10 protein-coding genes are annotated in these 12,569 nt (G+C 46.4%); 3 read left to right on the top strand and 7 right to left on the bottom strand.

Annotated elements, in window-relative coordinates; all coding sequences use genetic code 11:
* The first annotated feature begins 41 nt into the window (after positions 1-41).
* Genes HQM11_17940 through HQM11_17950 form a run of 3 tightly spaced genes read left to right on the top strand, consistent with a single transcriptional unit; the run spans position 42 to position 5,019 of the window.
* Positions 42-1,772 (top strand): hypothetical protein, encoded by a 1,731-nt coding sequence (locus HQM11_17940; protein ID MBF0352920.1) that lies wholly within the window; start codon positions 42-44, stop codon positions 1,770-1,772.
* Positions 1,769-2,074 carry a YggU family protein gene (locus tag HQM11_17945; GenBank protein ID MBF0352921.1) on the top strand — a complete coding sequence of 102 codons (306 nt, stop codon included), beginning with the start codon at positions 1,769-1,771 and terminating at the stop codon, positions 2,072-2,074. Before HQM11_17940 ends, HQM11_17945 begins: the two co-directional genes overlap by 4 nt.
* The gene (locus HQM11_17950) at positions 2,038-5,019 is read left to right on the top strand and encodes a tetratricopeptide repeat protein (GenBank protein MBF0352922.1); all 2,982 of its coding nucleotides are present in this window, start codon (positions 2,038-2,040) and stop codon (positions 5,017-5,019) included. Before HQM11_17945 ends, HQM11_17950 begins: the two co-directional genes overlap by 37 nt.
* An 89-nt stretch (positions 5,020-5,108) precedes the next feature.
* On the opposite strand, the gene HQM11_17955 is transcribed toward HQM11_17950, so the two are convergent.
* The 7 genes from HQM11_17955 to HQM11_17985 all read right to left on the bottom strand — a co-directional run bounded on the left by HQM11_17955 (position 5,109) and on the right by HQM11_17985 (position 12,558).
* Positions 5,109-8,507, bottom strand: coding sequence for a methylmalonyl-CoA mutase family protein (locus tag HQM11_17955; GenBank protein ID MBF0352923.1), 3,399 nt, complete (start codon positions 8,505-8,507; stop codon positions 5,109-5,111).
* Between the two features lie 51 nt (positions 8,508-8,558).
* Entirely contained in the window at positions 8,559-8,858 is a 300-nt protein-coding gene (locus HQM11_17960; GenBank protein MBF0352924.1) for a DUF2442 domain-containing protein, read from the bottom strand.
* Between the two features lies 1 nt (position 8,859).
* Positions 8,860-9,147, bottom strand: a complete 288-nt coding sequence (locus tag HQM11_17965; GenBank protein MBF0352925.1) for a DUF2442 domain-containing protein — start codon at positions 9,145-9,147, stop codon at positions 8,860-8,862.
* On the bottom strand, positions 9,144-9,416 hold the full coding sequence (locus HQM11_17970) for a DUF4160 domain-containing protein (GenBank protein ID MBF0352926.1): 273 nt from the start codon (positions 9,414-9,416) through the stop codon (positions 9,144-9,146). The genes HQM11_17965 and HQM11_17970 overlap by 4 nt, the downstream gene beginning before the upstream one ends.
* A gap of 277 nt (positions 9,417-9,693) precedes the next feature.
* The gene (locus tag HQM11_17975) at positions 9,694-11,646 is read right to left on the bottom strand and encodes an acetoacetate--CoA ligase (GenBank protein MBF0352927.1); all 1,953 of its coding nucleotides are present in this window, start codon (positions 11,644-11,646) and stop codon (positions 9,694-9,696) included.
* A gap of 160 nt (positions 11,647-11,806) precedes the next feature.
* Positions 11,807-12,133 carry a nucleotidyltransferase domain-containing protein gene (locus tag HQM11_17980; GenBank protein ID MBF0352928.1) on the bottom strand — a complete coding sequence of 109 codons (327 nt, stop codon included), beginning with the start codon at positions 12,131-12,133 and terminating at the stop codon, positions 11,807-11,809.
* A 17-nt stretch (positions 12,134-12,150) separates the two neighbouring features.
* Positions 12,151-12,558, bottom strand: a complete 408-nt coding sequence (locus tag HQM11_17985) for a PaaI family thioesterase (GenBank protein MBF0352929.1) — start codon at positions 12,556-12,558, stop codon at positions 12,151-12,153.
* Positions 12,559-12,569 lie beyond the last annotated feature (11 nt).

The raw sequence follows: 12,569 nt of genomic DNA on the forward strand, positions 1-12,569 counted from the left end.
GAAACAACAGATTATTAACTAGGAACACCGATTCAGGAATTATGTCAGCTTCGGAAACTCAATCAAAACATCATCGTTCTGTCGCACAGTTGATTCGTACTACCAGTGTCAGCAATATGGATCAATACCTGAACAGACTACAGGCGGAAATCAACAAATGGAAAGAATATTTCCGACAACAGCAGGAAAAATATTTTGCTGAAACCAATGATAGCAATACTGTACAAGTTCAGGAACTGAGTGCTGTCAGGCGGTTTCTGACCCAATTCATGGAACGTAAACTGGAAGAAGTGCGCTTGCTGGATGTTCCTCAGCAAGAGGAAGCCGTCCGCTTCATTCTCCCCTTCAATTCAGAAGGCGGGATTCGTGATTTTCTTCTGCATTTTTTTCAATTGGGAATTCACGACGGAAAAATGGATTATGTGGAGCGGGATCCGTATGACAAGGAAGCTCACATTCTGTATGACATCTACAAAATCAAAAAAACAATGGAATGTATTGATGTGATGTTCCGAACACTTCGTGATCCGCAAAAACAATTTCCGTCAAGATTTTCTGAAGACGAAAAAGAAAAAATCCTGCTTGAATTGAGGGAGGTATTAAAAGTCCTTTACCGATATACAGTCAAATCAGAATATCAAAAATTTTTATATCCCAAACTGACCGTTGATTTCGTCAGTCCGGAAAAAATTCTGGAGCGCCGTGAACAGCAGTTGTTTTACTGTTTCCCGCATGTGATTGAAAAATATGATTACCGGAACCTGTTTTTTCTGATTTATTTCCGCAACGGGCTTTCCTCCAAAGTGCATGATGCCGCCAAAGTTTTTCACTACAATTATTATAATTTTGAAATTCTCAAACAGGAATACCTCATGAACTGGCTGGAAAGCCAGTTGAAGAATAATCCCGCCAAAGAAAAAATCTATAACACCTACGAAGTGGATGGCAAAACCATCAACGCCTGGATTGCTGAAGACCCCAGCAAGGAAATTGAATTATTGCAGAAATTGCCTATCAATAAATTCAATAATCTGATTGAGGAAGTCAATCATGATGTCGATGACAAACTCAAAGTCAACATGCCGTCCATGAGTGAGAAATCAGGTGAACTTGCTCATTTCAAGCAAGAATCCAAAAAGGCGGTGAAATACACCAAGTCCCCACTGGCGATGTTGAAAAATCTGTTTGCAAAAAAAGAAACTCCGCCACCCAAGCCCGTCGTGGCCGCACCTGAACCAGAACCCGAACCTGATCCGGAACCTGAACTGCATATTACGTTCATGAACGCCAAACAGGTCCCGTTTTTTTATCTTTGCCAGTCAGCGTCAGGATACACGGGTCGATTGCGATTGATTCAGCTTAAAATGGGTAATGATTTTAAACGGCTCGACAGCATTGTCACACGAGCCATGAAAATGTTTGGAGAAAACAGTGTGGTTCGGCGCCGTACCCCGAAACATGACTGGACCCTGCCCTATCTCATTCGGTATGTTCTGCCCGCGTATTCCAAGGACTACCTGTTTATTGTCGGTGGTGAAGCCAAAGTAAAATCAAAGGGAATGGGCTACAGCAGTGGCGATGAATATGTTTTTTCTCCGTATTGTGTGTTTGCGACGGCAGAACAGGATGAACGCTATGGTACCGTGATTGAACAACGGAGCGTGATGGGAAGAACTTTTTATGAATATGATATCAAAAACAGTGAAGTCCTCAAAAAAATTTCCGAATTTCTGATACTGGTCGAGAACAAGGAGTTTTCTAAAAAATCATGACACAAACCCCATTTCATTGGAACGAGAAAACCCTCACACTTCATCTGCACATTCAACCTGGAGCTTCCAGAAACCGCTGGCAGGGATTTTATCAGGACCAGATCAAATTGAGCATTGCCGCGCCTCCGGTTGAAGGACAGGCCAATAAAAAATGCATCGAATTTCTCGCAAAATCATTCCATGTCGCCAAATCGGATGTAACCATTCTCCGTGGAGAGAATAACCGGTCCAAGCTCATTCAAATCCACAATGCTGACCCTGAAATATGGAAATCAATTCTAAATACCTTCAAGCCATCCTGATGAACAACAACAGAAGAACTTCCCAACGTTTTTCACCCACCCGACCTTCCTGTGGCAAGAAGAGGTGGATTTCTAAAAGGTCCGCCTTTTCAGGGATAGGGGCGGTTCTGCCAAGAGTGTTGAGCATTGCGTTTCACATGTTCCTGAGCATGCTTTTGCTGGCTGTTATCTGTTTCCATCCCCAGGCAACAGCCAAAACTCTCTGGAGTCAGGGACTGACTGAAGAAGAACACATATCGCTGCTGGAACAGGTGACAGAAGATCGCCTCTACACTATTGCCTATCAGGTTGCGGAAAGCTATATGCAGGATTACCCGGAAGGACCGTTTCTGGAAAAAGCGCATTATTACAAAGCCCGGATTCTGGATGACTCCGAGGCGCCTCCCGATAAAACACTGGCTGAATACCAAGCCTTTCTGACAAAGTATCCAGAATCCTCCTATACGGCTGAAATCCATGGTCGAATCGGTTCCATTCATATTAAAACAGGACACTATGATGAAGCCATTTCCATTCTGGAATCCACACTTTCTCAACATGAAACAGGTGCTTTTCGTCCTGTCTGGTATTACAGACTGGGGCAGGCATGGTTCAATAAAGCTGAAAAAAATCGACAGGAACAGACAGAAAATATTGAGGAAATGTATCACAAGGCCTCAGAGAATTTTATTAAAGTGGATCCCCTGTTGCTCCCGCTGGAAGACCAACCGGATTACCATTATCTCAAAGGCTGGAGTTATCAGTATCAAAAGAACATACCCGCGGCGGAAATCAGTTTTCAGGCATATTTGAAAGTGCCGCAATCACATGAGCGTGCCAGTCTTGTGTATTATCAGATGGGAATCAACGCCCAGGTTCAGGCACAAATGGCCAATGCCCAATTATTTTTTGACACCATCGTGTCGCATTATCAGGATGTGAAAGTGTACCCTGCGGCCGTGTTCCGTGCGGCGGAAACACGTTATATCCAGCATGAAACGTTGTTTTCATCACAACCGGGATCCAGTGTGCATCAGGAAACGCTGGAGCTGTTTCAAAAATATCTGGAAACAGGAGATCTCACCTATCAAGCGGTCACCTATTGCCGTCTGGGACAGCTTTATCAAGCCGCCGGTGATCCGGCGCAGGCCACAGCATCGTATCTGAAATATCTGGAAACAGGACAGGGGGATTACCTTGGCGAAGCATACTTTGGTCTGGCCCGGATTGAAGTTCAGACCAACCATCCTTCTGAGGCCATCCACTGGCTTGTAAAGGCGAAGAAACTCAATGATGCCAGATTTCATGCGGGTTCCGCAACGTTGTTATCACAACTCTATCAACAAACCCGGCAAGTCAAAAAGAAAATTGAGTATCTGTCTGAGGCAGTCAATTATTCATGGTGGCCTCCGGATCAACGCAATTATTTTTATCTGGAACTGGCACAAACTTATTTTGGGCAAAACCAGTGTTCTGACACCTTACGGGTCCTGTCTCAAAGTCCTCCGTTTGAAAATGTGATCCGAAAAGCCTATTCCGGTTATATGCAGGGCAAATGCTTGCTGGAAGCTGGAAAAACAGAAGAGGGTGTCGCCAGACTGGAATCGGTTTTTTCCCTCTTGGAGACACCGGAACCAGAACTCCGCAAGTCAGTGTTTGCCTTGTTGTCAACGGTTTACCTGAAACGTAAGGATTATCCACTACTGGTCAGTACCTGTGAAAAACAGCTTCTCCCCTTTCTGCCGGATGAAACCGAACGAAGCAGTTATTATCTCTATCTGGGGAAAGTGTTTATCCAGGCAGAAAAGATGGCTATGGCGCACGAATGGCTGACCAAAACAGATCAAGGTGGAATTTCCGATCAGGAACTGGAAGCCGTTTATCTGAAAAGTCAGTTATATCTGAAAAACAAGGAAGATACCGCCGCTGAAAATCTGCTGTTGGCGGCAGTCAAACGACAGATCAGTGAAAGCGCCTGGAGCATTCCCATCCTTTTTGAACTGGGACAATTCTATGAACAACGACAGCAGTGGCCCAAAGCACTGAGCTGGTTTGAAGCAACCACACGCATGCAGGCCAAACCACCCTTTGAAGAATTGCACAAACAAGCATCTGAACGATTCAATGGCGTTCGCAATCTGCTGGTCAGCAAAGAAATCAATGAACTGATCGCACAAAAACAGTGGGCACCGCTAAGCCGTTTTATTCAGACGGAACTGGATGCTGCCCGAATGGAGCCAACTCCAACGATTATAGACATTCTGGCCAGCGCAGAACGGGAACAAAAAAACTGGGAGGGAATTCTCAACGCCTATGCCCGTCTCTCCGGAAAAACATCGTCTTCCTTTACCGCATTGCTCAATCAGGGCACTGCCGCGATGGAGTTGAAACAGTATAAAAAAGCAGAAACATTTTATTTACAGGCACTCTCACAGATTGAAACACAAGATCCGGCAACACAGATTTATATGATCAAACAATTAGGCCTGCTGTATCAAAATCAAAAGCGGCATGAAGATCTGGTCAAGGTTTATGAAAAATTATTTCCCTCGGTTCAGTCCTCGGCTGTTCAAATCCAGGTAGCCTATCTGCTGGGCGTTACCTGGTTAAATTCCTTGAAAGATGAGAAAAAAGGCCTGGAGTGGCTTGAAAAAACGGATCAGGGAGGAACTTCTGATGAAGAAATGAATGCCCTCCTGCTTCGAGTTTCGCATTTTACGGATAGCAATAAATCCATTGCCTTGCTGGAAAAGGCGCTTCCACGGAAGATTCCTGAAAAATCACAATGGTTCCAGATGCTTCATTACCAACTGGGAGCCTTGTATTATGCACAGGAAAAATGGGAAAAATCCCTGGAATATTTCCAGAAGGTAGTGAAACTAAAACCAGTTCCGGGATATGAGCAGTATCATAAATCAGCAGTTGAATTGACGACAGAACTGAAGTCCAGGCTGAAAAAGAAATAAGGACCCTAATGGCACTACATTCTCTCAATGAGTTGTTTTTAAATTCAGCAGCACCATTGGTTATTGGAGTTGATCTGAAGGACTGACAATTACATATTGCGACGGTATTGTCCGCCATGACGATAAAGTTTCTGTGAAATCTGCCCCAGGGAACACACCTGTGAGACATCCATCAGAACTTCAAACAAATTCTGGTTTTTCTCACAGGCATCCCCCAGACGTTGGAGTTCACGTTCAGCTTCAGGCTGATGAAATTTGTGGAACTGTTCCAGCGACACAAGTTGTGACTCTTTTTCCTCAGCAGTGGAACGTGCCAGTTCCAAATCATTGCCATAGTCCTGTGGATTCGGATTGAGGAACGTATTGACCCCGATAATTGGAAACTCGCCTGAATGTTTGAGGTGTTCATAATACATGGACTCTTCCTGGATTTTGTTGCGCTGATACATGGTTTCCATCGCGCCCAGAACTCCGCCCCGATCAGACAACCGTACAAATTCAGAAAGGATCGCTTCTTCCACCAGTTGCGTCAATTCTTCAATGATGAAACTGCCTTGAAGTGGATTTTCATTTTTGGCCAGTCCGGATTCCCGGTTGATGATCAATTGAATCGCCAAAGCTCGCCGTACTGACTCCGCGGTAGGCGTGGTGATGGCTTCATCATACGCGTTGGTGTGCAGGGAGTTGCAATTGTCATAGATCGCGTACAACGCCTGAATGGTGGTGCGTATGTCATTGAAATCAATCTCCTGGGCATGCAGGGACCGTCCGGAAGTCTGGATGTGATATTTCAGTTTTTGCGATCGTTCGTTGGCGTGATATAGATTTTTAAGCGCCAACGCGAAGATGCGCCGTGCCACCCGGCCAATCACGTTGTATTCGGGATCCATGCCGTTGCTGAAGAAGAAACTCAAATTGTGTGCGAACTGATCAATGCTCATGCCCCGTGACAGATAATATTCAATGAACGTAAAACCATTCGCCAGGGTGAACGCCGCCTGCGAAATCGGATTGGCGCCGGCTTCCGCAATGTGGTATCCGGAAATGCTGACCGAATAAAAATTGTTCACCTTGTTTTTGATAAAATATTCCTGAATGTCGCCCATCATTTTCAGGGCGAATGTTGTGGAAAAAATGCAGGTATTCTGTGCCTGATCTTCCTTGAGAATATCAGCCTGCACGGTTCCCCGAATGTTTTGCAGCACAGAGGCCCGGATGTTGTGATAGATGTCTTTTGAAACAAGCTGGTGTCCTGAAACCCCAAGCGTTCCAATGCCCGTTCCATTGTGTCCATCAGGAAGATCTCCACGATACATGGGCGGTTTGAATCCCCGTTGATGATAAAGTTCCTCAATCTTGTGCCGTGCCTGTTCGAACTGTCCTTCCTGATGCAGATGCTGTTCAACCTGCTGATCAATCGCTGCATTCATAAAAAACGCCAGCACCATGGGCGCCGGACCATTGATGGTCATGGAAACAGACGTGGACGCGTCACACAGGTCAAAGCCCGAATAAAGTCGTTTGGCATCATCCACGGTTGGAATGGAAACTCCGGAATTGCCGACTTTTCCTAAAATATCCGGACGATTTTCCGGGTTCGATCCATACAAAGTCACAGAATCGAACGCTGTACTCAGACGAACCCCCTTCTGGCCTTTGGAAAGAAAGTGAAACCGGCGGTTGGTGCGTTCTGCCAGGCCTTCACCGGCAAACATCCGTGTCGGATCTTCCCCTTCACGTTTGAACGGAAACACTCCGGCTGTGTAAGGAAATTCTCCGGGAAAATTTTCCAGATTGATCCATTGATAAATATCTCCCCAATCCTTGACGGAGGGAACCGCCACTTTGGGAATGTGAGTCCCGGCAAGACTGGTTCTGAAATTATCCACCTGAAATACTTTATCCCTGACCTGATAACTGGTTTTATCCATTTGCAGAGTCTGGCGCTGAAGCAGGTATTTACTGAATCGGGAGGGCAAATCCGCAGGAAGGTGTTTCAGCAAATCATTGTATCTTTTGACAATGCTTTTTAATTCTGAGGGCACGCCATCGACTGAAATAGTCTGGAAGGGTTCCGGAAGTTCTGCGCCAAACTGAGACAGCGTGCCGTATAATTGATAACATTCCCGGGCGGTTTGAGCGTCTTTTCCGGTTTGTTCCTTATAATCCCTCACCGTCAACGCAATATTTCGCAGATAATCCCGTCGGGATGCTGGAATCATTTCATTGCCGGACGAAATGGCATAGGATGCGGCATAGTTTCGTTTCCAGGACAATTGCTGTTTTTCAATCAAACGATGGATCAGGCTGTGATAAAACCAGTTGGTGCCAACGTCATTGAAGCGGCTGGCAATGGTGCCGAAGACCGGCAATTGTTCTTTGGGTGTTTCAAACAGATGCCGGTTGCGTTGATATTGTTTCTGCACCGCCTTGAGAGCGTCATCCGCACCGGGTTTGTCAAATTTATTGAGTACAATCAGGTCGGCATAATCCAGCATGTCGATCTTTTCAAGCTGAGTGGCGGCACCGAATTCAGGCGTCATGACATACACACTCAAATCCACCAGATCTATGATGTCGGTGTCGCTCTGCCCAATTCCGGCAGTTTCGACAAGGATCAGGTCAAAACCGGCTTTTCGGGTCAGATGGATGGTGCCTTCCAGGGCGGCAGAGGTTGCATAATGCGCACGGCGTGTTGCCATGGAACGCATGAACACCCGGTTTGATTCAATGGCATTCATCCGCAATCTGTCGCCCAACAAAGCGCCATGAGTCCTGCGTCGGGTGGGGTCCACCGAAATGACAGCCATGCGATATTCAGGAAATTCCATGAGGAATCTGCGGACTATTTCATCGGTCAGACATGATTTTCCGGCGCCGCCGGTTCCAGTGATGCCGATGACAGGAACTTTGCGGGACAAGGGCAGGGAACTCAGCAAGGATTTAACGGCTTCCTGTTGATCCACATGATTTTCGAGCCAGGTGATGCTTTGGGCCAAGCTGGAAAAATCACTGGCATTCAATTGAGACGCATCCGGCATGGTTTCCTGTAAAATTCTGGCTTGACTGGTTTGATACAGCATGTCCGCGATCATGCCTTCCAGTCCAAGTTGTCGGCCATCTTCCGGCGAATAGATCCGGGCCACGCCATACTCCATCAATTCCTTGATTTCACGGGGAATGATCACACCGCCACCGCCGCCGAACACCTTGATGTGCGATGCCCCCTGATCTTTGAGCAAATCCACCATGTATTTGAAAAACTCCATGTGTCCGCCCTGATAGGAACTGATCGCGATTCCCTGTGCGTCTTCCTGAATGGCGGTATTGACAATATCCTGCACGCCCCGATTGTGTCCGAGATGAATCACCTCAGCGCCTTGATCCTGAAGAATACGGCGGATGATGTTGATGGATGCGTCATGTCCGTCAAACAGACTGGTGGCAGTGACAAACCGAAGGGATGGTGTTGGGCTGGAATCTGTCATAGGTTTCTCTCTTTGGGATATGTTTGCAAAAAAGCATGATTCATAATTTGTTTAACTGGCTTTTCTCTCCAGTTCCTCAGAAAAAATTGAGCCGATTTTTTTCACAATCAGGTCATCTCTGTTAGCGCTTCTCAATAATCCGGAAATCGATAAGTCTTCATCAATCAAAGGCCAGTAAATTCCAATTCCATCGACATCAATCTCAAAAATTTGTAATTGATTTTCCTGTGCAGACATCATTAACTTTGATCCGGTTTTTTCTAATGGAATCGAAATCCGTTCATTTTTAATTTTAAATGAAATGCTTTGAGAGGAGATTGTAAAATCCTGAATATCATATATTTTTTCCATATTACTCCAGTGGTTCTATATCCCGGTATTCAGGTGCAACGTCTTGTTGAGCATTTCGGGTTATAGGCTTCCATCGAGTTTGGACCGTATCTGCGGAAAGATCCGCTCCACAATCCCATTCGATAAAGTATTTACCATTGTGAATTCGCTTGAATTCGCTTCTGTCTTTTAGTGGGGCAAACGCTTCAGAATCCAGATAAGGACTGACGTCAAACAAACCCGTGGTTCCATCTTCGGTTTTGATGTAGAGCAGGTAATTTTCCTTTGGAATAATTTCTATAATATTCATTGGTCTAGTCCTCTAATGGGAAAAGGTTTTTTTCCATTAACGGCCAATTGCCAATCAGCCATTAAATCCTCTTGGTGTATTTCAATCCATGCCACAACCAGTTTATGCTTCTTGGATGGAAGCGTGCCAGCCAGTACCGTTCCGTCCAGAATAGAATAGACTGCAACTTGCCCCTGATATTCCGCATGAATATGGGGTACATTATGCTTATCCATATCGTAAAAGAACATCCTGATCAGAATGCCATAGAACATTGAAATGGTTGGCATCGTTAATTCCCTTTTTAAATTGGTCTCGGTTACTAAACCAATCCCAGACAGAACACGTTAGTTTTGGCTCCCATGGATGCCGGATCAAGTCCGGCATGACAATCACTCCACAGTGTCATTCCGGGCGAAGCCCCGGAATCCAGAAAATTCCACAAAACTATATTTCTGCTTAGGTTTGGTTTATTGTGTTCTGTTTCCAACATAGTCAGACGTAATATGAAACATGCCTCTCAGGGATAAAACCCGATCACTGCTGTAAAAATTGAGTTATTAATCATCAATCTTCCTGCAACGACGGAATATTCCGAAAATATTCCAGTGCTTCGGGATTGGCCAGTGCGTCCTTGTTCTTGACGGGCAGATTGTGAACAACATTCCGCACCGCCAGTTCCACGATTTTGCCGCTGATGGTGCGGGGAATGTCAGCAACCTGCACAATTTTGGCCGGCACGTGCCGGGGCGTGGTGTTGGCCCGGATGGTTTGCCGGATCGTTTTTTCCAGGGCGTCATTCATCTGGAATCCGGGTTTGAGTTTCACAAACAGCACGACCCGCACATCGCCTTTCCAGTCTTGCCCGATGGCCAGACTTTCCAGCACCTGTTCCACTTTTTCGACCTGGCGGTAGATTTCGGCGGTACCGATCCGCACGCCCCCCGGATTCAGCACAGCGTCGGATCTGCCATAAATGATCATGCCGTTTCCCTGTGTGATTTCCGCATAATCACCATGCGCCCAGATGTTGTCGAATTTTTCAAAATAGGCCGCTCTGTATTTTTGCTGGTCCGGATCATTCCAGAATCCGGTCGGCATTGAGGGAAACGGTTTCACACAGACCAGTTCGCCTTTTTGTTCACGAATCGAATTTCCTGCTTCATCAAACACCCGCACATCCATTCCGAGTCCGAGACACTGCAATTCGCCGGCATAGACGGGCAAGGCAGGATTTCCCAGCGCAAAACAGGAAATAATATCGGTACCCCCGGAAATCGAGGACAGGCACAAATCGGCTTTGACGTCTCGATACACATAAACCGAGCTTTCCGGAGCAAGGGGTGAGCCTGTGGAAAGAATGGCTTTGAGATGCGTCAGATCATGGGTTTTTCTTGGTATGACAGCGGCCTTTTCAGCGGCCGCGATGAACTTGGCGCTGGTGCCGAACACCGTCACTTTTTCCTGTTCGACAATGTCAAACAGACTGTGCGGTTGCGGATGAAACGGTGATCCGTCAAACAGCACCACGGTGGCTCCCACTGCCAGACTGCTCACCAGCCAGTTCCACATCATCCAGCCGCAGGTGGTGTAATAAAAAATGGTGTCTTGCGGAGTGAGATTGGTGTGTAGCATCAGTTCTTTCAAATGCTGAATCAAGGTTCCGCCAGCGCTATGCACAATACATTTGGGCACACCGGTGGTCCCGGAGGAATACATGATATACAGCGGATGATCAAACGGCAGTTGTTCAAACGGGATTTCAACTGTCGATTGATCCAGAAAATCTTCAAACAGCACAGCTCTGGGAAAGCGGGAAATATCCGGTGCTTCCTTCACATACGGCACAACCACCAGTTTTTCAACTCCCGGAAGTTGTTCCAGAATGCCGGAAATTCTTTCCAGTGAGTCCTGTGGTTTGCCGGCATAAATGTAACCATCGGCAGTGAACAAAACTTTGGGCGTGATTTGTCCGAAACGGTCGAGCACCCCGTTGATGCCAAAATCCGGGGAGCAGGAGGACCAGATGGCACCAAGGCTGGTTGTTGCCAACATGGCAATGACTGTTTCAAGCATATTGGGCATGAACCCGGCAACACGGTCGCCCTTGACCACGCCGGATTTTTTCAGTGCGGCACTCAAGCCCGCGACTTTCCGGTTTAATTCAGCAAAGGTAATGGTTTTACGGAGTCCGCTCTCGCCCCGAAAAATCAGGGCCGGGTGTTCATCCTTGCGGCGGAGCAGATTTTCAGCAAAATTGAGAGAAGCCTCTGGAAACCAGCGAGCACCGGGCATGAGATGATCATTTTCTACAACCTGATCCCCTTTGGCCGATGAAATGATTCCACCGAAATCCCACAGGGCCGACCAGAAAGTTTCACGGTTTGACACACTCCAGTCATGCAGTTGGCTGTAGCCTGACAGATTTGTGTGGAACTGTTCATTCACCCAGGAGGTGAACCGGGTCACAGTGGTATTCTTTATCTGTTCCTCTGTTGGTTTCCATAAGGGTTCAACCATTTGCGCCTCTCTCATCATATTTTATATCAAATCATGTTATGTTTTGCTTCACTTCAATTATTCTTTTAACCCAATCCAATACTTTTTGAGCTAATTCGATAGCTTTATTGTAATCTTCTTCAGTCACCTCTTCCATATCACCTCTTCAGGGCTTCCCGGCTTATATTCCTGATTGAACATAGACCTCTTCTCCTTCTTCAAGGATCGTTTTATACATTAATCCGGGATTATTATGGTGTTTTTCCAAGTCTGATGGAGTGGCCACAATCAGGTCAAAAGGTATTTCCAGTCCCTTAATCTGGCGATATAAAAATTGGGCGGTATGCCTTCGATGTGTGCCTTCAGGCATCACCACCAACATATCAATATCACTTGTGGCTGTGGCTGTTCCACGTACCACTGAACCAAAAAGGATCAAACGAAGTGGTTGTACTAACTGGATAATATTTTCGGTAAGTTGTTTGACGACTGAAATGTTTATATCCATGATTTCATCTCCTGTGATCACATTCTGGCAACAACAGCCATGGTGGCTGTCATTTTGGAAACAAGTTTTTCCTGTCCGTTGTGGATCGAATAAACCCAGGCTTCGGTGACAATCACTGTTTTTCCTGGTTTGATGACTTCCCCACGGCAGCGTACCGATTCGCCAATGCCGGGACGGAGCAGGTTGAGTTTGAATTCAATGCTGAGAATGGCTTCATCCGAGCCAATCAGGGAGCATGCCGCGGCTCCGGCGGTGTGATCCGCGATGGTGGCTTGCAAACCCGCGTGTAAAAATCCATTCTGCTGTAAATGATGGGACTTGACGGTTAACCGGCTTTCGCACCAGCCGGGGCCGCAATCCACCAGTTCAATTCCATTCTCATGCACAAAGGCCGCTGACTCAAACATGCGTCGGGCATTTTTCATAAAATCAGGGT

Source organism: SAR324 cluster bacterium (assembly GCA_015232315.1).
Classification (GTDB): domain Bacteria; phylum SAR324; class SAR324; order SAR324; family NAC60-12; genus JADFZZ01.

Bases quoted from the DNA above. Each gene is read 5' to 3' on its own strand.
- HQM11_17945 (MBF0352921.1), top strand. From the start codon at position 1,769: ATGACACAAACCCCATTTCATTGGAACGAGAAAACCCTCACACTTCAT.
- HQM11_17950 (MBF0352922.1), top strand. From the start codon at position 2,038: ATGGAAATCAATTCTAAATACCTTCAAGCCATCCTGATGAACAACAAC.
- HQM11_17980 (MBF0352928.1), bottom strand. From the start codon at position 12,133: ATGGATATAAACATTTCAGTCGTCAAACAACTTACCGAAAATATTATC.
- HQM11_17960 (MBF0352924.1), bottom strand. From the start codon at position 8,858: ATGGAAAAAATATATGATATTCAGGATTTTACAATCTCCTCTCAAAGC.
- HQM11_17940 (MBF0352920.1), top strand. From the start codon at position 42: ATGTCAGCTTCGGAAACTCAATCAAAACATCATCGTTCTGTCGCACAG.
- HQM11_17975 (MBF0352927.1), bottom strand. From the start codon at position 11,646: ATGGTTGAACCCTTATGGAAACCAACAGAGGAACAGATAAAGAATACC.
- HQM11_17965 (MBF0352925.1), bottom strand. From the start codon at position 9,147: ATGAATATTATAGAAATTATTCCAAAGGAAAATTACCTGCTCTACATC.
- HQM11_17955 (MBF0352923.1), bottom strand. From the start codon at position 8,507: ATGACAGATTCCAGCCCAACACCATCCCTTCGGTTTGTCACTGCCACC.
- HQM11_17985 (MBF0352929.1), bottom strand. From the start codon at position 12,558: ATGAAAAATGCCCGACGCATGTTTGAGTCAGCGGCCTTTGTGCATGAG.
- HQM11_17970 (MBF0352926.1), bottom strand. From the start codon at position 9,416: ATGCCAACCATTTCAATGTTCTATGGCATTCTGATCAGGATGTTCTTT.